The sequence below is a fragment of the Solibacillus sp. genome (assembly GCF_040273735.1).
Classification (GTDB): domain Bacteria; phylum Bacillota; class Bacilli; order Bacillales_A; family Planococcaceae; genus Solibacillus.
This window is the reverse complement of sequence record NZ_JBELZM010000011.1, coordinates 53,209-77,410: the sequence shown is the minus strand read 5'-3', so window position 1 is coordinate 77,410 and position 24,202 is coordinate 53,209. Positions and strand designations below refer to the sequence as shown.

The 24,202-nt window shown below is 37.5% G+C and carries 25 protein-coding genes; 5 read left to right on the top strand and 20 right to left on the bottom strand.

The features are described from left to right. Positions 1-79: 79 nt before the first annotated feature. The 3 genes from ABS917_RS12025 to ABS917_RS12015 all read right to left on the bottom strand — a co-directional run bounded on the left by ABS917_RS12025 (position 80) and on the right by ABS917_RS12015 (position 2,126). The gene (locus ABS917_RS12025; RefSeq protein ID WP_350479200.1) at positions 80-790 is read right to left on the bottom strand and encodes a cytochrome c biogenesis CcdA family protein; all 711 of its coding nucleotides are present in this window, start codon (positions 788-790) and stop codon (positions 80-82) included. 214 nt (positions 791-1,004) lie between these two features. Continuing rightward, positions 1,005-1,382: a hypothetical protein gene (locus ABS917_RS12020; RefSeq protein WP_350479199.1), complete on the bottom strand. Its 378-nt coding sequence runs from the start codon at positions 1,380-1,382 to the stop codon at positions 1,005-1,007. A gap of 117 nt (positions 1,383-1,499) precedes the next feature. Further along, positions 1,500-2,126, bottom strand: coding sequence for a GIY-YIG nuclease family protein (locus tag ABS917_RS12015; protein WP_350479198.1), 627 nt, complete (start codon positions 2,124-2,126; stop codon positions 1,500-1,502). A 189-nt stretch (positions 2,127-2,315) separates the two neighbouring features. Here ABS917_RS12015 and ABS917_RS12010 point away from each other — a divergent pair, with 189 nt between their 5' ends. After that, positions 2,316-2,672: a hypothetical protein gene (locus ABS917_RS12010; RefSeq protein ID WP_350479197.1), complete on the top strand. Its 357-nt coding sequence runs from the start codon at positions 2,316-2,318 to the stop codon at positions 2,670-2,672. 63 nt (positions 2,673-2,735) lie between these two features. On the opposite strand, the gene cbpA is transcribed toward ABS917_RS12010, so the two are convergent. The 5 genes from cbpA to ABS917_RS11985 all read right to left on the bottom strand — a co-directional run bounded on the left by cbpA (position 2,736) and on the right by ABS917_RS11985 (position 7,216). Beyond that, positions 2,736-3,377: a cyclic di-AMP binding protein CbpA gene (gene cbpA / locus ABS917_RS12005; RefSeq protein ID WP_350479196.1), complete on the bottom strand. Its 642-nt coding sequence runs from the start codon at positions 3,375-3,377 to the stop codon at positions 2,736-2,738. Positions 3,378-3,471: 94 nt separating this feature from the next. Continuing rightward, on the bottom strand, positions 3,472-4,803 hold the full coding sequence (locus ABS917_RS12000) for a dehydrogenase (protein ID WP_350479195.1): 1,332 nt from the start codon (positions 4,801-4,803) through the stop codon (positions 3,472-3,474). A 15-nt stretch (positions 4,804-4,818) separates the two neighbouring features. Beyond that, entirely contained in the window at positions 4,819-5,442 is a 624-nt protein-coding gene (locus ABS917_RS11995; RefSeq protein WP_350479194.1) for a serine protease, read from the bottom strand. A 122-nt stretch (positions 5,443-5,564) separates the two neighbouring features. Then, a complete protein-coding gene (locus tag ABS917_RS11990; protein WP_350479193.1) occupies positions 5,565-6,752 on the bottom strand; it encodes an NAD(P)/FAD-dependent oxidoreductase in 1,188 nt (395 codons plus the stop codon). A 35-nt stretch (positions 6,753-6,787) separates the two neighbouring features. Further along, on the bottom strand, positions 6,788-7,216 hold the full coding sequence (locus ABS917_RS11985; protein WP_350479192.1) for a helical membrane plugin domain-containing protein: 429 nt from the start codon (positions 7,214-7,216) through the stop codon (positions 6,788-6,790). Between the two features lie 535 nt (positions 7,217-7,751). Between ABS917_RS11985 and ABS917_RS11980 the strand changes: the two genes are divergently transcribed. Further along, complete coding sequence (locus ABS917_RS11980) at positions 7,752-8,591, top strand: aldo/keto reductase (RefSeq protein ID WP_350479191.1); 840 nt, start codon at positions 7,752-7,754, stop codon at positions 8,589-8,591. Positions 8,592-8,665: 74 nt separating this feature from the next. On the opposite strand, the gene ABS917_RS11975 is transcribed toward ABS917_RS11980, so the two are convergent. Then, a complete protein-coding gene (locus tag ABS917_RS11975) occupies positions 8,666-9,049 on the bottom strand; it encodes a winged helix-turn-helix transcriptional regulator (protein ID WP_350479190.1) in 384 nt (127 codons plus the stop codon). A gap of 62 nt (positions 9,050-9,111) precedes the next feature. Here ABS917_RS11975 and ABS917_RS11970 point away from each other — a divergent pair, with 62 nt between their 5' ends. Both ABS917_RS11970 and ABS917_RS11965 read left to right on the top strand, forming a co-directional pair. Continuing rightward, entirely contained in the window at positions 9,112-10,392 is a 1,281-nt protein-coding gene (locus ABS917_RS11970; protein ID WP_350479189.1) for an MFS transporter, read from the top strand. 195 nt (positions 10,393-10,587) lie between these two features. Next, complete coding sequence (locus tag ABS917_RS11965) at positions 10,588-11,388, top strand: M15 family metallopeptidase (RefSeq protein WP_350479188.1); 801 nt, start codon at positions 10,588-10,590, stop codon at positions 11,386-11,388. Positions 11,389-11,473: 85 nt separating this feature from the next. Here the strand turns inward: ABS917_RS11965 and rarD are convergent, their stop codons facing one another. The 3 genes from rarD to ABS917_RS11950 all read right to left on the bottom strand — a co-directional run bounded on the left by rarD (position 11,474) and on the right by ABS917_RS11950 (position 16,006). Next, a complete protein-coding gene (gene rarD, locus ABS917_RS11960; protein ID WP_350479187.1) occupies positions 11,474-12,400 on the bottom strand; it encodes an EamA family transporter RarD in 927 nt (308 codons plus the stop codon). 86 nt (positions 12,401-12,486) lie between these two features. Then, positions 12,487-14,253 (bottom strand): ABC transporter ATP-binding protein, encoded by a 1,767-nt coding sequence (locus tag ABS917_RS11955; protein ID WP_350479186.1) that lies wholly within the window; start codon positions 14,251-14,253, stop codon positions 12,487-12,489. Continuing rightward, a complete protein-coding gene (locus ABS917_RS11950) occupies positions 14,243-16,006 on the bottom strand; it encodes an ABC transporter ATP-binding protein (RefSeq protein WP_350479185.1) in 1,764 nt (587 codons plus the stop codon). The genes ABS917_RS11955 and ABS917_RS11950 overlap by 11 nt, the downstream gene beginning before the upstream one ends. Before the next feature lie 299 nt (positions 16,007-16,305). Here ABS917_RS11950 and ABS917_RS11945 point away from each other — a divergent pair, with 299 nt between their 5' ends. Further along, the gene (locus tag ABS917_RS11945) at positions 16,306-16,881 is read left to right on the top strand and encodes a copper resistance CopC family protein (protein ID WP_350479184.1); all 576 of its coding nucleotides are present in this window, start codon (positions 16,306-16,308) and stop codon (positions 16,879-16,881) included. Positions 16,882-16,936: 55 nt separating this feature from the next. On the opposite strand, the gene ABS917_RS11940 is transcribed toward ABS917_RS11945, so the two are convergent. The 8 genes from ABS917_RS11940 to ABS917_RS11905 all read right to left on the bottom strand — a co-directional run bounded on the left by ABS917_RS11940 (position 16,937) and on the right by ABS917_RS11905 (position 24,070). After that, on the bottom strand, positions 16,937-17,671 hold the full coding sequence (locus ABS917_RS11940; RefSeq protein ID WP_350479183.1) for a glucose 1-dehydrogenase: 735 nt from the start codon (positions 17,669-17,671) through the stop codon (positions 16,937-16,939). Positions 17,672-17,747: 76 nt separating this feature from the next. Beyond that, the gene (locus ABS917_RS11935) at positions 17,748-18,380 is read right to left on the bottom strand and encodes a TetR/AcrR family transcriptional regulator (RefSeq protein WP_350479182.1); all 633 of its coding nucleotides are present in this window, start codon (positions 18,378-18,380) and stop codon (positions 17,748-17,750) included. 123 nt (positions 18,381-18,503) lie between these two features. Then, complete coding sequence (locus tag ABS917_RS11930; RefSeq protein WP_008403793.1) at positions 18,504-18,692, bottom strand: hypothetical protein; 189 nt, start codon at positions 18,690-18,692, stop codon at positions 18,504-18,506. Between the two features lie 15 nt (positions 18,693-18,707). Then, positions 18,708-19,904, bottom strand: a complete 1,197-nt coding sequence (locus ABS917_RS11925) for a class I SAM-dependent rRNA methyltransferase (RefSeq protein WP_350479181.1) — start codon at positions 19,902-19,904, stop codon at positions 18,708-18,710. A gap of 180 nt (positions 19,905-20,084) precedes the next feature. Further along, positions 20,085-21,080, bottom strand: coding sequence for a biotin synthase BioB (gene bioB, locus ABS917_RS11920; protein ID WP_350479180.1), 996 nt, complete (start codon positions 21,078-21,080; stop codon positions 20,085-20,087). Between the two features lie 251 nt (positions 21,081-21,331). Further along, entirely contained in the window at positions 21,332-21,631 is a 300-nt protein-coding gene (locus ABS917_RS11915; RefSeq protein WP_350479179.1) for a trypsin, read from the bottom strand. Between the two features lie 311 nt (positions 21,632-21,942). Beyond that, entirely contained in the window at positions 21,943-23,184 is a 1,242-nt protein-coding gene (locus tag ABS917_RS11910; RefSeq protein WP_350479178.1) for an ABC transporter permease, read from the bottom strand. Further along, positions 23,168-24,070: an ABC transporter ATP-binding protein gene (locus ABS917_RS11905; RefSeq protein ID WP_350479177.1), complete on the bottom strand. Its 903-nt coding sequence runs from the start codon at positions 24,068-24,070 to the stop codon at positions 23,168-23,170. The genes ABS917_RS11910 and ABS917_RS11905 overlap by 17 nt, the downstream gene beginning before the upstream one ends. Positions 24,071-24,202 lie beyond the last annotated feature (132 nt).

Here is a 24,202-nt window from a genome sequence, read left to right as displayed (position 1 = left end):
ATAATATATTGGATCATGCACACTTTTTCACTTATGTTACTTCCCCTAGTATAGCACGGTCTTAATAAGCAGGGAACTGTTAGAATCCTTTAAAACCATCGAAAATCGGCAAGAGAAGATTAATAATGTAAGTCAATCCGTCAAAGAACAATAAAATGCCGACCGCGATCATAATATAGCCGCCAACTACTATGATTTTTTGGCTATGAGTGCGAATCCAGTTCATTCGTGAAATGAAGAATGACAATGTAAAGAATGGGATTGCAAAGCCTAAGTAGTATGCGAGCATATACCACATTGCCGAATCGGGATTTGTTCCGCCAAGCGTAATAATCGCTGCCAGTATCGGACCTGTACAAGGTGTCCATCCTGCTGCAAAAGCAAGCCCGATCAGCATCGAACCGAAATAGCCGGATGGCCGGTTTTTGAACTGAAACTTGCGGTCCTTCATTAAAAAGTCAATCTGCAGAAGACCGACAATCATTAAACCAAATGCGACAATTAAAATAGCCCCGACTTGACGCAGTAAATCCTGGTACTGGAAAAAGAAATCTTTCGCTAATGATGTACCAAATCCTATGGCGATAAATATAATCGAAAACCCAAGCAGGAAAAATAAAGTATGTAAAATTGCACGTTTTTGCATCATCCCTTTTTCGGTTTTCAGCTCATCGAGTGTCATCCCGGTTATGTAGGATAAAAATGCAGGGTAGAGCGGTAGCGTACATGGTGAAATAAAACTTAAAAACCCGGCACCGAACGCTAAAAGGATATTTAAATCTGTATTCATGCTGCTTCATTCTCCTTAACATTGATACCTTCATCGTACCAAATTTCCCCATACATTACTTGCTTTTTTAAATGAATATTTTTTGTCGGGTTTTTTGGATAATGCGAAAGATAAATGTGCGAAAGTACAACGTTATGTGTATTTGAAAATAAATGCTCCTTACGTATGAATGGACGGGCACTTTAGCACATTTGAGAAAGGAAGGGTAATTTTGTTATCGAATCATATCAATAATAAAAAGACTGGAATAAATAACCGAGGTAAACAAGACAACTATCGAAATGGTAATTAGTTGGAATTTCAACGACCAGCGCCAAACACATTCCTTAGGATAGCTTTTTTTCCATCTTAGTGCTGCTTTAAAGTTAATAAACCAGCAATGCAATGTTACAAAGATGGATGGTACCGTAAACAGGGCAATCAACAACAACGATTGCTGGAATACGTTTGTCGTATATTTTCCGTAATTAATCATGAAGTATGGAAGTACGAACCAGAAGACGGACGTTAATACTAATACGACAGCCGCCAAAAAATGCAGCCATTTATATTCGCTGTGTGTTTCCCTGTAATGTTTTAATGCTGCCTGCATGATCATCACCTACTTTTTTCACTTACTATTCCCACTTTCTGTCGAAAACGAAACCGGAAAAATGTAGTAAAATGAAAAATTCTGCCTTATCCATCAAGATTAAGGCAGAATTATTTATCATGACGAAGATAATTCGAAAACTTCTCTGTTAGACCGTATATTCCATTCAGGCTCGAAGCGTTTTACAATCGTATTTTTCAGTTTATTCATTGCTTTTTCGTTGTCCATTGGATAGATTGCAAAATACACATCGCTCACCTGCAAAAGCTGTGTTATCTTTGCATTCACATGGCAATGTGTAGAAGTTCCATCCCGATAACAACCTTTCGCATATATATTGCCAATATGCTGATTAAAACGCTCTTTAAATGTTCTTGCACAAACACCACAAAATTTTAGTTCATTGTTTGAAATAATCGTATAAACGCCCCGTTGTCTCAATAAGTCTTCATCACCACTGACGACAAAGCGAGAGTAAATTAGATCACCGTAGTTATTCAAAAACTGCCTGTAAAAATGATTCCCTTCTTTTTTTAGCGCTTTTATTGCTACCCCTGCCGGCATCTCCTTTAAGTGAGTTTGTCCGTTAACAAAGTCTTTTAAATGCTCATATTTCTTTTGTTTTGTAAGTTCGGCAAGCGTTTTTTTGTCGAAACTCTCAAATAAGTCGGCAATTCCCTGTTCTAGTACAATTAACTCTACTTTAGTAAATTCTAGTTTTTCATTATTTATTTGGATAAACATTCTTGTTCTCCTCTCAGCAAATCCTCTTTTTACATATATTTCGATATAAATTGGCAAAACCCTCTTAATTTTTCCGAATTCTGTATTAGTACACAATTAAATCAAGCGAATCATTGAGATTTGTTTTCCTATAAACTATCATTTATATTAAACTAATAAATCAAGCTCAGAGAAAGAAGTGAGTGCTCTTTGGACGTTAAACAACTCAACGAAAACCTTTATAAAAATAGACCTACCGTTGGATCACCCAGCCATTGCGATTGCAAGGATTGCTTGTTTTATGCGGAAACGATCATGCTAAATGAATATTTAGAAAGATTTCTAAATGAAATAGGACTTAATCCACTAAAAGCCGATGAAGTTTGGTGTTATAAAGAGGCAGATGAGTTTAAATACTATTTAGTAGATTTTTTTGTAGTAACTGCATTGAAGGAACAAACTCTAAGCTTTAACAATGGAAAATTAATTATAGCTTCGAATCCGTTTGCTGACCTCGGACAGTATAGACATGCATTAACTATTGATATAAGGTTACAAAAAATTTAGTATAAATTTTATTAAATCGCAGTAAAAAAAGCGATTCGCTCTATTGAACGAATCGCTTTATAACTAAAAATTTTCTTTGTCAAATACTTCTAAATCAATAATGCGGGCACCCTGTTTTAAAATGGCGGCTTCCAGTTCGTCCACTGTCGATTGTTTTGCACCTTTTGCCAGAGTAATAATCACTCGACGCAAATAAGTCGTATCATCATCAAGGGAGAACACACAATGCAGTGGCCACACCTTTTTAACCGCCGTCAGAACTCTAATTAAAATGCCGTCTGTGTCCGGCAATGCAATTGTAATGGCACAGCTTCCTGTACGGTAGCCCCACGCCTCTTCCAGCAGCTCAAATACTTTTGAATGAGGTAAAATGCCGGCAAAGTTTCCTTTCGTATCAACAACGGCCAAATAAGGCAATTGTTTAATTGAATGGAATACTTCAAAAAAAGAACTGTTTTCGTGGACAAATGCCTCTGGTTCTTCAGTAAGTGCTTTAACCGGGGCTTTCATGTCGCCTTCTTTTAATTTATATTCGAGTACTTCGACTTTATAAATATTTCCGACGAATTTTTCACCTGCTTCATCCAATACCGGGATGCATCTGTAGCCGTTGTCATTTAACTGACCGAGTACGTCTTTGATAGGATCCGTCTCTTTTACAAAGCTTACATCTTTTTTCTTTACATATCTTTGTTTCACTAACATGGCATTACCTCCTTGATGTACTACTCTTATTTTAAAGGTAGTCCTTCAAATACGAAAGTAATTTTTAGAATATTTTGTATTTGAAAGCTAGAATTTATTTGTAAATTTCATAATAGATATACGCATACGCTAAATCGAGGCATTTTTGGTAGCTTGGCAAATTGTTTTCTTTATTATTCACCGATGCAAAATAGATGGCCTCCAGTATGCTGTCGTTTTTCGGATAATGTTCACGGATTTTATAAAAAACCTTCGCGCATAATGTATCGGTACATTTTTCGGATAGCTGAATAATATAGCCAATTGTTGATTCATCTATGCGTGTACTCGTAATGATGACATCTTTCATCTCTTTCATCATTTTTTTATTGATTAAATGGATAATTTCATTCAACTTATCTTTTTCAGTCTCCACCACTTTACAATCAACTAGCACGAGCGTATACCCTGTTTCTTTTGTCGAGTTTAATAAATATGTACCTGCGAGCTGAAACTGCTGTAATGGCGATATAAAACTTTTATCCAATTCAAATTCTTTGGAAGTTGATGTTTTGATATATTTTTCCATATAGCGTTTATCTGTTTCAATTTTGCGGTAAAAACGCGCTTGGTACTGCTCCATCTTTTTTAGAAGAGTCTCTTCATTTATCAGCTTATATGCTTGGGTAATATATTTATAGCATTTCTGCACTAGATCCTTATGGCCATTAGCTTTCATACATAGAAGAAGCACCTCATGCAGTACTTCTATTGCACATTCATATCGTTCGTTTTCGAAAAGGATTTTCCCCCTTAGTACACGGACATGCAGATCAATACGGGAAAATTTTTCGAACGGGTATGATTCAAAATAGTCATTAAATAACTTTTTTGCATACTCCACTTTCCCAATCAGCAAGGACAATTCAATATGGGTTATAAAACGAACGAGCATGAACCTTTCATCTTCCGGGTTCCCCATCTTCAAAAAAACAGCCGGAATTTTGCTAATATCCCAAAAAATTTCTTTTGGTAATTCATCCATTTGTGTTGCATAATAATTATTCATCGCTAGTGAAAGCAATGAATAATTTTCTCCTTCCAATGCGAAACTGCTCGCTAGTCGGTAGTATTTCTTTGCCTGTTCAAAATCTATACTGAAATAATAGCAATGTCCAATTACCAAATAGAGGCTAGCTAAACATTCTTTAAGGTTTTCTTTGAAATGATGTTCTTCGTCCAATAACAATTGCAAAATCTTTATATTGCTATTCGCTAAAATAAATGGTTCACTATCAAATCTAAGAAAGTCAATTACCTTTTCGATATTCCCCTCTTCTACTAATGATTCGAACATTACTTTATATGCCTCAAAATGTGCATCGATTGATGTAAATGTTTGTGAACGATAATGGTCAAGCTGTAATGAGTTAAGTTGCTTCCCCATCGTTAAAGTCACCTCCTACTTTTTCAATGATAACGGTTCGTAGAGTTCTCTTTTAATAATTGTAAATTGATCCATAAACCGAATGACTTTATTTTTACAGTCAGCATATTTCGTTTCGTTGTCCCCCAGGTAATCACGCAAACTTTTAATAATTGTCGTTTCGATCTGGACGAGTTTTTTTGGGTAATGTTCGTATTCATAGAATCGGTCATTAAATAATTGCTTCGAGCTGTTTTCAAATTTCAAATATAAATCATATTGATCTTTTGGTAATGTTTCGAGTACCTCACGCAAATAATCCAAAAATAGATTGACGGTCATTACCGAAGCCATTAAAGCCTTTGTATACGACCCGACCGTTGCATTTTTTAATCGTTTAAACTTCGAGCTAATAAGAGCTTCATTCAATATAAAATTACGAAGCAGAAAAATGAGGGCGTGCTCTGAATTGATGACCGGCTCTTCTTCAAAATAAAAGAAAATCCAAACATCACTTACACTGTATTTTGCGAAAGATAAATGTGCAAAGTCATGGCGTATTAAATGGAAAAAGTAGTCGTAATGTTCCAGCTGGTCAAATTGTTCGAGTTGCTGTTCATTTAAAATAAATAATGAATTCGAAGTATCTAAATCTTTCATCTTTACACCTCTTTCACGAAGTTTACTACCATTATAATAGTTATTTGTTAAAATTTGTTGTTTTTATGCAAAATAAAAAGACATACCCGAAAGAAAGTGACTTTCGGGTATGTCTTAACTAATTAATAAGCTAGGCCAAATAACGCTTTAATATGAGTCATATAGCGGATATTTGAAGCTTCTTTCATTAATGAAGCTGGTAAACCTACTAATTGAGTGTTGTTAGCCCCAACTGTAGCAATACCGTCTTTACGACCTAAAGAACCTAAAGTACCTGAATTAGTAAATTTGAATTCTTTCAAGTCAGCACCTTTAATTTGTGCAAAAATGTTGTAACCTGCAATTTCACCTTGCTGCCATGCTACTTGAGCAGTTGGCGCATAAGTTGGGCGGTCACCAGGATTTGGAATATGTGCTGATGCATCGCCAATAACAAATACTTCAGGATGTGAAGTAGATTGTAAGAAGTCATTGATTGTTGCTTTACCGCGATCTGCAGCTAAACCTGATTCAGCTACTAATGGAAGCGGAGCAACTCCACCTGTCCATACTAATGTGTTTGCAACGATCGGCTCACGGTCTTTTAATTGAATAACATTGCCTTCAACTCCAGTAACAGGTGTTGATGTAATGAATTCTACACCGCGCTTCGATAATGACTGAGTCGCACGATCGATTAAGTTTTCTGGGAATACCGGTAAGATTTTCGGACCTGCTTCAACTAGTTTGATTTTAAGATCTTCAAATTTAACACCGTATTTCGCAGCAACTTTAGGGAAGTGGTCAACGATTTCACCTACAAGCTCAACACCTGTTAAACCGCCACCGCCGATGACGATTGTAGCATCTGCTTCGTCTTTTGTTGTTGCATATGCTTTAATGCGTGCTTCGATATGCTCGCGAATTGCATTAGCTTCATCAACTGATTTTAATACGAAAGAGTTTTCTTCTAAGCCTGGGATTCCGAAGAAACCAGTTTGGCTACCTAAAGCAACAACTAATGTATCGTATTGTAATGTTTTGCCGTTTGAAAGTGACACATTTTTGCTTTCTACGTCAAAGCTGTTTACTTTTGCAATTTCCAAGTTGATGTCAAAACCTTTGAAAATCTTTTCAAGTGGTAATGAAACAGCACCTTCAGCAATTGTACCGCCAGCTAAACGGTGTAATTCAGTAATGATTTGATGTGTAGGGAATTGGTTTACAACTGTAATACGCGCTTCGTCTTTATTTAAATATTTACGAGCTGTTTGTGCTGCTAATACACCAGCAAATCCAGCACCTAAAATAACGATTTCTTTAGTTACCATATTAAAAATCCTCCAATAAGATTAGATTGTACAAATTATTTCATTTGTTTACGTTCAGATGCTACTTGTAAAAATGCATTAGCAAAACGTAATGCCCCTTGAACTTGTGGGTCTTTTAACATTTTTAATAAGCCGAAAACGCCTACTGTCTCATTGCTAACTTCAGCACGGTCTTTCGCTTCGATCGCTGTTTGTGCCAATGATTTAGCAGTACCAACAACTGGGCTGGCCATTTCTGTTACAGCAGCAACAGTATCATTTTTTAATGTTTCATCTGTTGCAACACTAGTAGCGAATTCATACGTTTTTGTTAATAATGTAGTCATCTCAGCCAATTTTGGTAAGTTATCTACTAAAGTAGTTAATGAAGCTTGTACCTCTGGCTTTAGTAACTGATCTAATACATCTAATTGCTCTTGTGTAACAGCCACTTTTTCTACCTGCTGATTATTCATTTCTGACATAATAACTCTCCTTTGCCATCACTTAATATTATTTTTTCGAAAATTTCATACCCGATTGTAAAAACTTTCACATACCATTCAATAAGCAACGATAGCACAAAGATTCGTTTGTTACAATTAGAAAACGGAAATAAAAGACCGAAAAACTTAATTCAAGAATATTCTGTAATTTTATTATTTAAAAAAATTTCGTTTTTATGTATTTAGCGTAATTTTGTGTATTTTATAATAAAAATTTCGCTTCATTATTTTTAATATTGAAAGTATTAAAACAGTTGTTTCTTATCTTTATTAAAGGTTAATTGGGTATTTATAATGATGGAAAACAAAAATTCTTTAGTAGTAAAAGTGTTTTACCCCCTTCCTTTTCCCCATCTTGTAATTTTTCTAAAAAACTTTCTCTTCAAACGGTTGATTTGACTCAATAGGAACCTCCACGTTGCTATGAAACGAAAAAGTGCGTACTTTTTTTAACTTTCAAGTAGATCCATAATAAAAAAGCAACGAAATACTTATTCAATTGGAGGAGCAATAAATGATAACTAGTTTACAGGATACAATCAAATTAAATAATGAGGTAGAAATGCCGGCACTGGGCCTTGGCGTCTTTCAGGTGGAAAACGATACAACGGCAGAAATTGTTAAAAATGCGATTGAGACAGGTTACCGTAGCATTGATACAGCCGCTATTTACGGTAACGAAGCTGGTGTTGGAGAGGGCATTAAATTAGCACTGGCTTCTACCGGTTTAAATAGAAAGGACTTATTCATCACTTCTAAAGTTTGGAACGCCGGTTTAAATTATGAGGAAACTATTTCAGCTTACGAAGAAAGCCTTGAAAAATTAGGACTGGATTATTTGGATCTATATTTAATCCACTGGCCGGGTAAAAATAAATTTGCCGAATCTTGGAATGCTTTAGAGAATCTGTATCTGGAAGGCAAAATCAGAGCAATCGGGGTTTGCAATTTCAATATCTCGCATCTGCAGGATTTATTGAAAGCTGCTCGTGTAACACCAGTCATTAACCAAGTAGAGTTTCACCCGCGTTTACAACAACAATCATTACGAGCGTTTTGTAAAGAACACAATATTCAGTTGGAGGCTTGGGCTCCATTAATGCAAGGCGGTCTACTTGATGATACAACGATTGCAAAAATTGCTGAAAAGTATGGAAAATCAAATTCTCAAGTTATTTTACGTTGGGATATTCAAAATGGGGTAATCACGATTCCTAAATCAGTTCGTAAAGAGCGGATGGCACAAAACGGCGACATTTTTGACTTTAGACTTACTGATGAAGAAATGCAGATAATTAATGCGATGAATTTAGATAAACGTGTCGGTCCAGATCCGGAAGCTTTTGATTTCTAGTTTAAATTGAAGATTTGAAAATTGCAGAGACGAAAAGCCTCAAGATCTTATTAACTTGAGGCTTTCGTTATTTATTAAGATAGCTTTTTCTCAGCAATATCATCATCTCGCTGCATAAGAAGAACTTCTTCACCATTCTCTTTTAATTTTTCAATGTGATTCTCGCCCCACGTGCAAAGTAAATTGAGCACCGGCTCCATCTCGTGTCCATATGGGGTTAAAGAATATTCAACTTTCGGTGGTACTTGGTTGTACACCTTACGATTAATTAAACCGCATTGCTCAAGCTCGCGTAATTGGGACGTCAGCATTTTCTGAGAAATGCCGGGAATTAATCGGCGAAATTCATTCGTACGTATTTGACCATGGTGATTGAGGTGACAAAGAATGACAGGTTTCCATTTACCCCCAATGACTTCAAGTGTTGCTTCTACACCGATATTATAAACTTTTTTCATTTTAAAACCCCCACTATTATTCAAAAGTTACTAAAAGTACTGTACACGCTATCAAGGTATGTATGAATAATACTATACCCTATAAAATAAATCAAAGGAGTTATTTTAATATGTCTACATCAAAAACACCAAATGCCAAATTAACACTTCTTGCATTAGCAATTAGTTCATTTGGTATCGGTTCCACAGAATTTATCAGTGTTGGGTTGCTCCCGCTAATCACAAATGAATTTGGTATTACTTTAAGTACTGCAGGATTAACAGTATCAATCTATGCATTAGGCGTTACCATCGGAGCACCCATTTTAACAGTTTTAACATCCCGGCTTGAACGTAAAAAGGTGCTGCTGCTCGTAATGGTTCTTTTTATCGTCGGCAATTTATGGGTAGCGATAGCACCCACATTTACTTTACTGTTGATCGGACGCATTATTTCGGCTTTTGCTCACGGGGTATTTATGTCGATTGCGGCAGTTATTGCAGCTGACGTTGTAGCACCTAACAAACGGGCAAGTGCCATTGCTTTTATGTTTTCAGGATTAACTTTGGCAACTGTCAGTGGAGTACCTTTAGGAACATTCATTGGCCAGGTTATGGATTGGCGTCTGTCATTCATTTTCATCGTCATCATTGGCATAATTGGGTTAATCAGCAATGCATTCCTTGTACCAAATAATTTAACAAAGAGTAAACCAATTTCATTAGGTGATATCGGTAAAGTATTAAGCAATTTCCGTATGCTATTAATTTTATTTATTACAGCAATGGGTTACGGCGGCGTATTTGTTGTCTACACATATGTGTCCCCTATTCTTGAAAATCAGATGGGCTACTCCCCCCATGCGATTGTCGTAATATTAGTTGTATACGGAATTTGTGTCGCTATTGGTAATACAATCGGTGGCCATTTTGCTAACACTAATCCACTGCGTGCAATATTCATCTTCTTTATAGGACTAGCGTTAACGTTACTTGGTGTATACTTCTCATTTGATTCCAAAATAATTGGGCTCATAATGGTATTAGCAATGGGGCTGTTTATGTTCATGAATGTGCCTGGCTTACAACTTTATGCTGTTCAACTTTCCGAAAAATATGTCCCAGCAGCCACTGCGATGGCTTCCGCTTTAAATATTTCAGCATTCAATATTGGGATTTTCCTTGGTTCATATGTAGGCGGTTTAATTGTTCATTATCAGTCACTGGACAATACGCCCCTATACGGATTTTTCATGGTTATCATTGCAGCAAGTATTACGTTAGTTTGGATGGTTGTTGAAAATAAACAAAACGTATGTACGGCGAATGAATTCTCGCCATTATCCAAAAAACACTCGCTATAATACATTTAAGCAGAAATGGATAGAAACCTCTCCTAACATTAATGTTTGAGATGGTTTCTATTTTTATTTGTATTTCCATACACAAATAATTTCAAAGGAGCTATATCTTGTTTTCATAGTTCTTCGGAATATCTCCACAATTTATCCTTCAATTTTCCGTTTTATTTGCTATGCTTAGATTGAAGGAGCGTTATTATGAAAAAGATTATTTTTATACTTATTTTTGCCATGACTGGCTTTCAATTTTTTACGACTGAACAAGTTGGTGCTCCCGACTTACCTCAGCAGCTTTCACTAGCATCGTATTCCGTTTCAAACGGAGATCTTGTCCTTGTAAACCGGGACATCGCATTACAGAATGAACCAGGCAATTTAACCCCTATTCCTGATGATCTTGCCAAAAATGTAATCGTCAATTCAGAATATTTTCTTGAAGAACAGGCTATTGCACCTCTCAAGCAATTATTCAATGCAGCAGCGGATGATGGAATCGAGCATTTCATCATCAATAGTGCCTATCGCAGCGGAAAACTTCAGAAACAACTTTATGAACAATACGGTGCCGATTATGCCCTGCCTGCCGGATATAGTGAACATCAGACGGGTTTATCGATTGATATTGGTTCAACTGTCGGCAAAATGGAAAACGTTGCAGAAGGAAAATGGATGGAAGAACATGCAGCGGAGTTTGGCTATATTCTACGCTATCCTAAACATAAGGTCGACATTACCGGGATAGAGTATGAACCATGGCATTTCCGCTACATAGGCTTGCCCCATAGCGTGATGATGGAGCAGCACGACTTCGTTTTTGAGGAATATATTGCTTATCTTAAAGAAAAGCAATTTTATAAAATGAAATTGGATGATACAACATATTTTGTCCATTATACCGATAACAAGACAGCTGTTAATACACTTGAATCTACAAATGTTAAGGTATCCGGTGATAATGTCGGAGGGTATATTATTACTTCCGTATTGGAGGAAATATGATGGGCGTTCGTTATTGATAATTGGATAATTAAAAAACGACCATTTGCATGTGCAAAACGGTCGTTTTTTAATTTTGAACGCTCGATTAAACTTTAACTTCCTTCTCTTTTTTATACGTCGCATGATGTTTTCTCGCTTCCAGCACTTTGGATGCCGAAAAGATGAAGACCGCCAGCCAAATACATACGAAAGTGATGAATTCTGTTAGTGTAAAAGGCTCCTTGTATAAAAAGATTCCCAGCATTAAGCTGATCGTTGGTGCCAAAAATTGAATAAAGCCCATTAAATAAAGTGGAATTTTTTGAGCACTTTTTGCAAATAGGACAAGTGGCAAGGCCGTTACAATCCCGCCGCCCATTAACAATAGATTGGTTTTCCAGTCCACTTGCATAAAGGCAATTTCCGACGTTTTCATTAAATAGATGTATATCGAAACGGCAATCGGTAAAACAAATAATGTTTCGATTGCGAGTCCGCGTGTCGCATCGAGCGGGATTTGCTTTTTAATTACACCGTAAAAAGCAAATGTTAGCGCCAGTGCCAGTGATACCCATGGAATCGTTCCGCCTAATACCGCCTGATACCCTACCCCGATGGCCGCAATGATTACGGCTACCGCAGTTGCCCGGGAAATTTTCTCTTTAAAAAAGAATAATCCGAACAATACGGATATAAGCGGGTTAATATAGTAACCTAAACTCGTCTGTAGTAAATGTCCATTGTTTACTGCCCAAATAAAGATTCCCCAATTGAGCGAAACAAAAACCGATGCTACGAACAGTAAAAAAAACTGTTTCTTATTTTTCCATAGCATTTTTATATCTGCTATCATCTGTTTGTACTGACGGATCAGCAACACAAACAGAACGGTGAATACAAAGGACCAAATTACACGTCCCACTAATATTTCTACACTGCCGACATGCTGCAGCTGCTTCCAGTACAAGGGAATGATCCCCCACATTAAATAGGCGCCGATTGCTAAAATGACGCCCTTTTTTAGTTCTGACATTGGTGCACCTTCTAATTTTTGATACTCTCATTATAGATGTCCATATTTGAGAAGTAAATAATTGTAGCTTAATAGCGCAGTTTAAATTATTCTACTATACCATTTTGCAGTAAGTACATTTTGTGATATAACCCTTTTTGTGCGATGAGCTGCTGGTGTGTACCGCGTTCGACGATCTCGCCTTTATGCAATAATAATATTTGCTCGGCATCCTGAATTGTTGAAAGTCTGTGGGCGATCGCGATTGTTGTACGGCCTTTGCGCATTTTTTCCAATGACTGCTGAATGCCGACTTCTGTTTCGGTATCAATCGCTGCCGTTGCTTCGTCGAGCACAAGGATTTTCGGATTTGTCGCAATTGTCCGCGCAAACGCCACCAGTTGGCGCTGCCCGCTTGAAAATGTCGAACCACGCTCTGTCACACGGCTTCCATAGCCATCCGGAAGCGATTCAATGAAATCATTTGCCTGCACAAATTCCGCCGCTTCCTTCACCTTCTGTAATGTAAGACTTTCATTATACAGTCGAATGTTCGAATCAATCGTTCCGTAAAACAGGAACGGGTCTTGAAGCACGAGCCCCATTTTTTCCCGTAGCTCCCGTTGTTCGTAATCTTTGATCGACTGGCCGTCAATTAAAATTTCACCGCGCTTAAACTCATAGAAACGCATTAGGAGATTGATAATCGAACTCTTTCCGCTGCCGGTATGTCCGACTAACGCAACCGTCTCCCCAGGATTGACCGTGAACGAAATATTTTTCAGCACGTCTTGCTTGTCGTCGTAGCTAAACGACACATTTTTAAATTCGATTTGGCCATTTGAAACTTGAACCGGCTTATTTTCCTGTGATGGCTCGAGCTCTTCATTATCTATCAGCTCAAATACGCGGGATGCAGCTACAATCGCTTGCTGGAACAGTGCAAGACGTTCCATTACTTGATTGATCGGGTCAAAGAAACGGTTCATATATGTAATGAACGCATAAACAACCCCGACTTCAACTGACGTTTCAAATGATGTCCATCCGAAGTAAAACAGTAAAATAACGATTGCTGTAAAGTACACTAAGTCAATAATCGGACGAAGCAGGAGACTGTTCATTTTCGTGTTGGCCATCATTGACTGGAAATGCTCTTCATTGACACGGTCAAATTCGTCATTGAAACGCGGTTCTTGACGGAATGCCTGCACGATGCTCATGCCTGATAATGTTTCAGAAAGTTTCGCGTTAAGCTCACTCAGTTTTTCCCGCATGCGCATATACACTACCGAACTCATTTTGCGGTATAGCCAAATGATGTACAAAATGACTGGCAGCAAAAGAAGCATGTAAAATGCAAGCTTTGCATTCAGGAAAAACATCGCAAAATACACACCGACAATTAAAAATGCCGCCTGTACAAAGCTGATGAGTACCGAAACGAACATATCTTTAATCGCTTCCGTATCGTTTGTAGCCCTAGACACGATAGAACCCGCCGGAACCTGGTCAAAATAGCGCATGCCAAGTCGATGAATTTTTGAAAATACATCAATTCGCAGTTGCTGAATAACTTTTAGTGCAAGCTCCTGGAATTTAATATTTTGATAATATGTGATAATAACGTTCAGTAATTGTATAATAAAGTACCCAACCCCAAGTGTAATGATTGGGGCCATATCAAAATTGCCGATCATTAAATGGTCGTCGATGTAGACTTTGATCAAATACGGACCGATAATATCTCCTAAAACAGTTAAAACAAGAAGAAACAGCGCAATAGCCAGTATTTTTTTATGTGGCTTTAAATACGTAAAGAGGCGCTTTAATACGAGGCGCTGTTCTTTACTTGTAATCGTCTCATTCGCCATCGTGGTCACCCCCCTGTTCCACTAACTGCTCAAGTTGCTGTAACTGGTACATTTCATAATAGCTTCCTTCTAGTGCCATTAAATGTTCATGGGTACCTTTTTCAATAATTGTACCTTCATCAACAACGATAATGACATGTGCCTGCTGGATTGCGCTTAGACGATGTGATGTAATGATCGTTGTCGCATTTTTCCGCTCTTCTTTTAATGCATGTAAAATTGCTTCTTCTGTACGCGCATCAACCGCAGATAAAGAATCATCCAAAATGAGCAGTTCAGGTTTCATCAGTAATGCTCTAGCGATCGAAATTCTCTGTTTCTGTCCACCTGAAAGGGAAACCCCTCGTTCTCCGACAATAGTGTCATAGCCATCTGTAAAGCTCATAATGTCTTCATCAATATTCGCTAATGCTGCCGCTGCACGAACTTCCTCCATGCTTGCTCGTGGATTGGCAAAGGCAATATTGGAATAAAGTGTGGCCGAGAAAAGAAAATGATCTTGCGGTACATAACCAATCGCCTGACGCAAAGAACCTTTCTTATAGTCATTTATATTGTGCTCACCAAATTGAATTGTTCCTTCATATCCTTCAAACTCACGCAGCAGCAGCTTTAAAATCGACGTCTTTCCTGCACCTGTTTTACCGACGATTCCGAGTGTTTCTCCGCGTTTCAGTTCAAAATGCACATCGTTTAATGTCGGGGCAGCATCCTCAGGAAATGTAAATGAAGTGACGTTGAATAGTAGATCCCCGGAAGGATTTTCTTCAATTGCGTCAACCTTATCATCAATTTCAATCGGGGTATTTAAGATACGTTCAATCCGGTCATATGAAACACTGCCTCGCTCGACGATATTGAACAGCATTCCAATTGCCAGCATCGGCCAGATCAAAATACTTAAATACGTAGTGAAAGTAACTAAGTCTCCGACAGTCATTGCACCTTCCAAAATAAATTTCGTCCCGAATCCAAGACTTAGCATAAAACTTAACCCGACAACAAAGCTGATCGTCGGGTCAAATAATGAATCGACTTTTGCCACACGCATATTTTTTTCCACAACTTCATCGGAAAGCTTCGTAAAATCCGCAACATCCTCCTGCTGCTGACCAAACGTTTTCAGTACTTTCATCCCGCTGATACTTTCCTGTGTTTTATCATTTAAATCGGAAAACGCAGCTTGGGCATGACGGAAACGCTCATGCAGTAGCTTCCCGTAATAGCTAGTCGATAAGGCGACTAGCGGCATCGGAATGAGTGCAATTAATGTCAGACGCCAGTCAATCGTAATCGCCATTGCCAAAATGACAAAGCCCCCTGTTGTAAGCGAGTCAAATAATGTTAAAACCCCGCCGCCAGCAGTTTGCTGCACTGCACTTATATCATTTGTCGCATGTGCCATTAAATCACCGACACGATTTTTTTGATAAAAAGACGGAGACATTTGTGTAAAATGGCGATGGAGCTTTTCACGTAATGTTCTCGCCAGCAAGTTGGACGACCCAAAAATCATCTGACGCCAATAGTAGCGTAGTATGTACATGGCAATTGCTACACCGATGATAATGGCGAGCCATTTAAACAAGCCTGCTTTCGTTAATGTCCGGGTACCGATTTCATCAATAGTGAAGCCGATAATTTTCGGCGGCACGAGCTGCAGGATGGCTACTAATACAAGCATTATAAGCCCCACTGTGTATTGGTATTTTCGCTCTTTAAAAAACCAACCTAATTTAAGAAATACCTTCATTCTTTCACCCTCTTTTTTACTCAAGTTCCCCCATTTTACCAAATATTTTAATTTTCCGATATATTTTACAAATATTTTTTTCGGATTCCGAATTAATTTTCCGTAAAAAATGTTAAGTCCATCTCTTATCTATAAAAACATATAATTTTGGTATTCTTTATATGTTTCAGTCCAATATTTCGCCTTCTTTTTGTCCATACTAAAATTATAAATCCATTTAGTACGGTTTCCCGTTCAAATATGGATAGCAAATTTTGTTAGTAGCATTACTGATAAATAAATTGAAGGGAAATTTTAACATGATGAAACAATTATTATTTGCACTGGCTGCTATTTTTTTATTATTTGTTCCTAGGGTTCACGCACATACGCATCTAGAATCAACCAACCCTGCAGAAGGTGAGACTGTAAAGGAAAATATCCAAAAAGTTGATTTAGGGTTTGGGGGCAAAATTGAAGAAGGCAGTACATTTAAAGTTATTGCAAGCGACGGGAAGGAAATGGCGATTCATTCTATTTCAATAAATGAAGGTGTCCTATCCGGAATTATGCTTGATCCCCTTCCAAATGACACATATACCGTTGAATGGGATAGTATTAGTGAAGATGGACATCCGTTAACGGGTTCATTTACATTTAAAGTAAATGCGCCTAAGACGAATAAAGAAGAGGACAGCGCTGCAGATACAACAGAGAAGATTGAAAACGATGTCAACTCACTTGTCGATACATTAAAAGATGAGACGAATTCCGATGAGGATGATGAAGGATCATTTTGGACACTCATCATTGTCACCGCCCTAATTGTACTAGTACTTACTGTGATTACGATGTACAGCTATAGAAGATGGTTAGTAAAGAAAACGAAAAAATAAAAACAAAAAACTGCACTCAAACTTTTATAAAGTTAGAGTGCAGTTTTTTAACAATTTACTGTGCTGTAATTCCGCCATCTACTACAAACTCTGCGCCTGTCGAGTAGCTTGACTCGTCCGATGCTAAGAAGACTACTACTTGAGAAACTTCTTCCGGTTGAGATACGCGTTTAAGCGGAATCGATTTTGCAAATTCTTCGATTGCAGCTTTTGCATCTTCCTGCATAATCATTGGTGTTGCAATAACACCAGGGTGTACTGAGTTTACACGAATACCCATTGGCGCCAAGTTTAATGCTGCTGCTTTAGTCATACCACGAACAGCAAATTTAGTATCTGTATAACCTACAGCACCACCAACTAGACCATTAATTGACGAAATGTTGACGATTGAACCACCACCAGCTTTCATCATTGAAGCCGCTACTGCTTTCATACCTAAGAAAACAGAGACTTGGTTAATATTGACGATTTTCATGTATTCATCTAAAGACATTTCCAGCATATTTTTGTTCATTGAAATTCCTGCATTGTTTACTAATACGTTTACAGGACCAAAAGCTTCTTCTGCTTTCGCGATAACAGTTGTCCAATCTTCCTCTGAAGTAACGTTTTGTTTTACAAAGACAGCATTTCCCCCTAATTCGGCAGCAAATGCTTTACCTTTTTCTTCATTTAAATCTGTTAAAACTACTTTCGCACCTTGTTCTACAAAAGCCTTCGCATGGGCAGCACCCATACCTTGAGCCGCACCTGTAATAATTGCAACCTTACCTGTTAATCTAGTCATCAAAATCACCCTTTCAATAATATGATAGTTAACTATCACTATCTCGATTTAACAATAACAATGTTTTATCGGTCCGTCAATTTTTAGTAGCTATGAACTGTAAAAACATCTTCTTAATAAGGTGTAACTGCTTTTTAGGATCTAATTTCACAGGTAGATCAGGGTCATGCTCGGTCAAATAAGATTCAACTGTAAAGTAACTTATATTTTGTACGACAGTAAAAATATACTCCGGAATATCAATGCCTGCCCTGATCGATTGGTCTTCCTTTCCTTTTTCTGCAATAGAATACAAAACATTGGCCATTTCTCTTCGAATATCAATAAATTCCTTGTACTCGTACGTTTCTTCCGATATCGGTTTATACGCTTCGAACGCCTTAAAAAACTTTACAAACTGATGCTGCGGGTCATCGATTAACTCAATATAATAAGTTAATATCCGTTCAATTTGTTCATATGCAGTCAAAGATTCATTTGCAATGCGCTTGATAGTACTTGTCATTTCATTGGTTATTTCATTATTAATTGCCAAAACGAGCAATTCTTTATTCGCAAAATAGCGATAAAATGTCGCAATTCCAATCCCCACTTCATTTGCAACGTCCTGTAATTGAACTTGCTGAATTCCGCTATCCAACATCAAAGACTTTGCTGCCTGAATTATTTGTTCTCTACGCTGTTGTTTTCTTTGTTCTCTAATACTCAATAGTTTTCCCCTCGATTTTACATATTATAGCTGTATTGTATCATGATTATGTACGGTTAATTTAATGGTCATACTCAAAAAAATACACCGCAACAATTGGATTCAATCGTTGCGGTGCCTGTTTTAGCGTAAACGTTCCAAGTCCTGATAATCTTTCATATATGGGCCATCTTCAGCCACAGCTGAATGGTACAGCGCTTTAACGGCGAAGTTTTTCTCCAGTCCCATTTCCGATTTCAGTTTTTTCAGTTCGTCATGCAGTTCGCGATGCTCGTTGATCAATTTCAGCATCGTTGTTTTATTGTATTTCATCTAATATCACTCCGATTAGTTCATCACTTGTATGATGACTACTTTTAAATAATTGAATTCCGGGAAGTTATGTGGCACAGTAAAATCCTCCGGCAACTGGTGCTCTTCTAAAATTTTATAGCGTGCCCCATAATCTTTAAACGCTTTGTCGATGGATGTTTTGAACTTTTTCATATTAAAGCTTGCATTGTTTGTTGATGCGACAATAACTCCACCATTGTTTGTAATAGTTAACGCATCCTTGAGCAATTTCGGATAATCTTTTGACGTACTGAACGTCATTTTTTTCGTACGGGCAAAGCTTGGCGGATCCAGTACAACGACATCGAATTTCAGGCCTTTTCTTGCTGCATAGCTGAAGTAGTCAAACACGTTCATCACTTTAATATCTTGTGATTCATAGTCGATTCCATTTACACTGAATTGCTCAATTGTTTTAGGCAAGCTGCGTTTTGCCAGATCTACACTAGTCGTACCAGATGCACCGCCTAAAGCTGCCGCAACCGAAAACGCACCAGTGTACGAGAATGTATTTAGTACCGTCTTATCTGTTGAATAGCGGTCACGTAATGCTTTACGCACATTACGCTGATCCAGGAAAATCCCTGTCATTGCCCCATCATTCAGATCAACCGCAAAATTCATACCGTTTTCCTGAACGATCAGCGGGAATTCGCCTTTTTCACCGGATACATAATCATCCTGATCGATATATTGACCGTTTGTATCAAAGCGCAATTTTTCATAAATTCCGCGTGTATTCACTGCAGCGTCCAATGCTTCATAGATGTCATTACGGAATGAATATATCCCTTCACTGTACCAGCTCACCATGTAAAAGCCGTTAAAGAAATCAATTGTCAGACCACCAATGCCGTCACCCTCACCATTAAACACACGGAAAGCAGTTGTATCTTCAGAGGCAAAAAAGTCTGCACGTTTTTCAGCAGCTTCACGGATTTTTTTCGTAAAGAACTTCACATCAATCTGCTCTTTTTCTTTACGAGTCAGAACCCAGCCGATCCCCTTATTTTGAATACCGTAATAGCCAGTTGCAATATAGCCTCCGCTTTTATCAACTAAATGAAGAAGACTACCTTCTTCAATCGATACTTCCGGCATAACAACTGTATCTTTTAAAATTAATGGATTGCCATTCGTTAAATCCTTAATCGCTTTACTTTCTACTTGTAGTTCTGTTTTTTTTCTCATGCTTTCATCCTTACTACTGTTTTTCGTTCATAAAAAAGAGAGACTTGTTTTAAATACAAATCTCTCCGTACAATATAAGTTTACTACGAATGCTTGCGAATAGCTACTCGCATGTTGAGTGGACGCTTACTAGTATCGCTTTTTATATTTAATCAGGTTGGATGAACTCTCATATAGAAACTATATTTGAAGTGCTGCTTGCTTCTCGTTGATTTCAATTTCAAAGCCTAGATCTCTGATTAATGCATAATCCGCATTTTCCTCTTGCCCTACTGTTGTTAAATAATCACCTACAAAAATACTATTTGCAGCATACAAGCCAAGTGGCTGTAAAGAGCCTAAGTTGATTTCACGTCCTCCTGCAATTCGTATTTCCTTAGTTGGATTAATGTAGCGGAATAATGCGAGTACTTTTAAGCAATAGCGGGGATCTAGCTCCTTTGTACCTTCTAGTTTAGTACCGTCGATTGCATTTAAAAAGTTGATTGGAATGGAGTCTGCATCCAGCGCATGAAGTGCATAGGCAATATCGACAACATCCTGTTTCGTTTCACGCATTCCAATAATAGCCCCCGAACAAGGTGACATCCCATGTTTTTTAGCAATTTCAACTGTATTGACCCGATCTTTATATGTATGTGAAGTTGTAATATAATCGTGATGCTTTTCGGATGTATTCAAATTATGATTATAGCGGTCGACTCCAGCTGTTTTTAATTGTTCTGCCTGTTCATCTTTTAGCAGCCCTAAACAAGCGCATACTTTTAATCCGTATTTTTCTTTAATTTCCTGAACCGCTTCACTTACAACCTTTACATCTTTACGTGTAGGTCCGCGTCCACTTGCAACAATACAAAACGTTCCAATTTGATTTTCGAACGCTTTTTTAGCTCCAGCAATAATTTCATCCTTTGTTATAAATGGGTATTTTTCAATTGGTGCAGTAGAAATTGATGATTGTGAGCAATAGCCGCAGTTTTCAGGACAGTAGCCACTTTTAGCATTCATAATCATATTTAATTTTACCTTCTTACCGTAATAGTGTTTCCGAATGATGAATGCCCCTTGCATTAATAGCAGCAGTTCATCGTCTGATGCATGTACAATGGCTAATGCTTCTTCATGTGTAAGTATTTTTCCTTCGAGTACTTCTTCAGCTAATTGAACCCAATTCATTAGTATCCCCCCACTTGTGTTAACCTATTTAATTTTAAGGTTAACGTAAATATAAAGTAATAGCATTTTTACGTCAACCATTTTTTATTTAAAGTTAATTAATAAAGTGTATATCTATGATTTAAGTTAAAGTTTAGATGAGGGATTACAATAATTGAAGGTATATTCAACAACAAAAAGTACGAGCCACTTAACCCATACTAATTGAAACTACTTGTTTCATGAAATTTATCCAGTTCGGGATTTACCCCCTAATCAGTTTTGATTAGTAATTTCGATTTTATGTACTCTGAAATCATTGGAACAGCCACATTTACATTATTCCACACAGAATACTTGAGCTCCGCATCTTCTATATTTGAAGCCGTAAAACTCTCTACAACATCAAATTTCTCTACATCTATGGTAGTGATCTCGTCATCTTTTCCTTTGTAGTATAATACCTTGACAGTTAATTCATGCTTGTCAAAAATCACCAATATATATTCTGATATTTCATCATAAGTCATAAATAAATTTACCTTCATATATTCAACGTTATTCTCATGCATATTATTACCTCCTTCTTTATACCTACATTCGACACTTTCTTTAATAATCCTTTTTTATAATGTAAAAAAAGCGCCTATTTTACAGAAATACCGCCTATAAATTGGAGTGACGATTAGGTAATAAGAACCCTACCAAAAATCCCATTCCATTAGTGGGGAGTTGCCGGAACACTAATACCTGTTTTCCGCTATTACATCGGTGCTACTCATTCTTTTACTAGTCCTATTTATTAGATAGGCAAAAAAAAACTCCCCTTTAAAATGAACAGATTTTCTGTCCATATAAATGGGGAGCTTATATTATTTAAAAGTTACGTTGTTACTTTAAATACGGTTTTCATTTTTTCAATAATACCGCCTGATGAATATGTCAGTACACTTCGTTTATAGAATGACAGACTCAGGAAGTATAGTGTCAATACTGTTCCTACTAAAATAACGAAGCTAATGATTGGTTCAGTGGCATTCATATCTGTTGCACCTAAACGCATCGGCATAACCATTCCTGAAGTAAATGGAATATACGAGAAAACTTTGATCAGCATTGTATCAGGATTCCCCATACCAGTCAGCATAACGTAGAAACCAACGAGTGTCAGCATCATTGCCGGCATCATTACTTGCCCTGCCTCTTCAACTTTTGACACTAGGGAACCGAATAATGCGCCGATAATTAAATACATGAAAATCGTTAAGAATAAGAAACCGATTATATACAGGAAGTAACTGATCGATAGTGAATTAAGCAGATCCGTTACAATTGACCATTTGTTTCCGCCATCTGAAAAGCGAAGCAATAATAAGAGGCCGCCGAATAGAATGACGAATTGTGTAAGAGCGACTAAAAATACACCGACAATTTTTGAACGGAAATGAACTTCAGGCTTCACGCTCACTAATAACATTTCCAGTGCACGTGACCCTTTTTCCGAAGCAACATCTGTTGTAATCATTGATAAATACGATGCGACAAAAACATAAATGATAATTCCAATCGCATACGACACCCAAACGCCAGCCATTTTTTCTTCAGCAGATTTACCGTCATCCGCAGATTCATTCAATGAATTTAACGTAATGACAGGTTCTGACGACAATAGTAGCTGCTGCTGCTCTGGTGATAATTCCATTTGACTCATCGCATACAGCTGACTTGCTTGACTTAGCGCACTTTGAAAATCTTGCTGGTCATTCAGCGGAAGCGGATCATATGATTCAATTTTTGCCGCTAGTTTGCCATCTGCATCTGATAAGGTAAAGGCCGCATAATAGTCTCCATCCTTCAATTTATCCGCGATATCTCCTGATTCAACATATTCATATTCCACATCATCTGTATCCTGCAGCACTTGCGAGATATCAAAATCAGTATCATTTACAACAGCAATTGTATCGGCATCACCCGAGAAAATGAGGTCTTTGATTTCAGACCAGAACATAAAACCGCTTAGCACTACTAAATAAAGCAATGTTGTTAAAATAAAGGACTTCGATGTAATTTTTTGTTTATATAATTTTTTTATGAGCACTTTAAATTTAGACAAGGCCGGCACCCACTTTCTCTTTGAAAATTTCATGCAGCGATAAATAATCTAAACTGAATTTTTCGATGTAATTGCCGTTTGAAAGCAGTTCAAAAATTTCATGTGCATATCTTTCATCCTCAAGTGTCAGTACTGCCTGTGAATCCCGTTCCATCTTGACATGATTCACACCTGGATAATTACTTAATTCTTCAAAAGATTTATCGGTACGTACCGTCAGTTTCGTTTTACCGTATTGCTTTTTCAGATCAAGCAGCGAGCCTGAAAACAGGGATTCACCGCGCTTTAGTAAACATAAGTGATCACAAAGCTCCTCAACATTATCCATTTGGTGACTCGAGAATAAAATCGTCATTCCTTGGTCGCGCAAGTACAGAATTGCATTTTTAAGCAGTTCCATGTTTACCGGATCAAGTCCGCTAAACGGTTCATCAAGAATTAAAAATGCCGGTTTGTGAATAAAGCTGGCGATTAATTGGATCTTTTGTTTATTCCCTTTTGATAAAGTTTCGGCTTTCACATGTCGTTTTTCTTCCAGATCAAAACGCTCGATCCAAAAGTCTATATCTTTTTTCAGCTCGTTTTTATCCATTCCATGCAGCTCACCGAAAAAGTAAAGCTGCTCTTCCACTTTCATTTGCGGGAAAATACCGCGCTCCTCCGGTAAATAACCTAAAAAATCACGGCTTACCGATTTAATCGGCTGCCCATCCCACGTAATGGTACCTTCTGTTGTATCCTGTAAATCCAGAATCATTCGGAATGTAGTCGTTTTACCTGCACCATTTTGCCCGATTAAGCCGAATATTTCGCCTTTTTCAATTGTGAAGTTCAATCGATTTACTGCAACGAAATCACGGTAACGTTTCGTCACATCTTTCAGTTGTAACACCATGTGCGTACCTCCTGTTTATAAGAATCAGCAAATTCCATTATATAGCAATTTTTGCAATTATAAAATAAGTAAAAAATTATGTAATAAGTACTGCTTATAAAAATACTAAACAATTTCATTCGCCACTATGTT

What these genes read in the sequence shown, in the direction of transcription:
- ABS917_RS12025 (WP_350479200.1), bottom strand. Translation starts at nt 790, where the DNA reads ATGAATACAGATTTAAATATCCTTTTAGCGTTCGGTGCCGGGTTTTTA.
- ABS917_RS12020 (WP_350479199.1), bottom strand. Translation starts at nt 1,382, where the DNA reads ATGCAGGCAGCATTAAAACATTACAGGGAAACACACAGCGAATATAAA.
- ABS917_RS12015 (WP_350479198.1), bottom strand. Translation starts at nt 2,126, where the DNA reads ATGTTTATCCAAATAAATAATGAAAAACTAGAATTTACTAAAGTAGAG.
- cbpA (WP_350479196.1), bottom strand. Translation starts at nt 3,377, where the DNA reads ATGTTAGTGAAACAAAGATATGTAAAGAAAAAAGATGTAAGCTTTGTA.
- ABS917_RS12000 (WP_350479195.1), bottom strand. Translation starts at nt 4,803, where the DNA reads ATGGGGAAGCAACTTAACTCATTACAGCTTGACCATTATCGTTCACAA.
- ABS917_RS11995 (WP_350479194.1), bottom strand. Translation starts at nt 5,442, where the DNA reads ATGAAAGATTTAGATACTTCGAATTCATTATTTATTTTAAATGAACAG.
- ABS917_RS11990 (WP_350479193.1), bottom strand. Translation starts at nt 6,752, where the DNA reads ATGGTAACTAAAGAAATCGTTATTTTAGGTGCTGGATTTGCTGGTGTA.
- ABS917_RS11985 (WP_350479192.1), bottom strand. Translation starts at nt 7,216, where the DNA reads ATGTCAGAAATGAATAATCAGCAGGTAGAAAAAGTGGCTGTTACACAA.
- ABS917_RS11980 (WP_350479191.1), top strand. Translation starts at nt 7,752, where the DNA reads ATGATAACTAGTTTACAGGATACAATCAAATTAAATAATGAGGTAGAA.
- ABS917_RS11975 (WP_350479190.1), bottom strand. Translation starts at nt 9,049, where the DNA reads ATGAAAAAAGTTTATAATATCGGTGTAGAAGCAACACTTGAAGTCATT.
- ABS917_RS11970 (WP_350479189.1), top strand. Translation starts at nt 9,112, where the DNA reads ATGAATAATACTATACCCTATAAAATAAATCAAAGGAGTTATTTTAAT.
- ABS917_RS11965 (WP_350479188.1), top strand. Translation starts at nt 10,588, where the DNA reads ATGAAAAAGATTATTTTTATACTTATTTTTGCCATGACTGGCTTTCAA.
- rarD (WP_350479187.1), bottom strand. Translation starts at nt 12,400, where the DNA reads ATGTCAGAACTAAAAAAGGGCGTCATTTTAGCAATCGGCGCCTATTTA.
- ABS917_RS11955 (WP_350479186.1), bottom strand. Translation starts at nt 14,253, where the DNA reads ATGGCGAATGAGACGATTACAAGTAAAGAACAGCGCCTCGTATTAAAG.
- ABS917_RS11950 (WP_350479185.1), bottom strand. Translation starts at nt 16,006, where the DNA reads ATGAAGGTATTTCTTAAATTAGGTTGGTTTTTTAAAGAGCGAAAATAC.
- ABS917_RS11945 (WP_350479184.1), top strand. Translation starts at nt 16,306, where the DNA reads ATGATGAAACAATTATTATTTGCACTGGCTGCTATTTTTTTATTATTT.
- ABS917_RS11940 (WP_350479183.1), bottom strand. Translation starts at nt 17,671, where the DNA reads ATGACTAGATTAACAGGTAAGGTTGCAATTATTACAGGTGCGGCTCAA.
- ABS917_RS11930 (WP_008403793.1), bottom strand. Translation starts at nt 18,692, where the DNA reads ATGAAATACAATAAAACAACGATGCTGAAATTGATCAACGAGCATCGC.
- ABS917_RS11925 (WP_350479181.1), bottom strand. Translation starts at nt 19,904, where the DNA reads ATGAGAAAAAAAACAGAACTACAAGTAGAAAGTAAAGCGATTAAGGAT.
- bioB (WP_350479180.1), bottom strand. Translation starts at nt 21,080, where the DNA reads ATGAATTGGGTTCAATTAGCTGAAGAAGTACTCGAAGGAAAAATACTT.
- ABS917_RS11915 (WP_350479179.1), bottom strand. Translation starts at nt 21,631, where the DNA reads ATGCATGAGAATAACGTTGAATATATGAAGGTAAATTTATTTATGACT.
- ABS917_RS11905 (WP_350479177.1), bottom strand. Translation starts at nt 24,070, where the DNA reads ATGGTGTTACAACTGAAAGATGTGACGAAACGTTACCGTGATTTCGTT.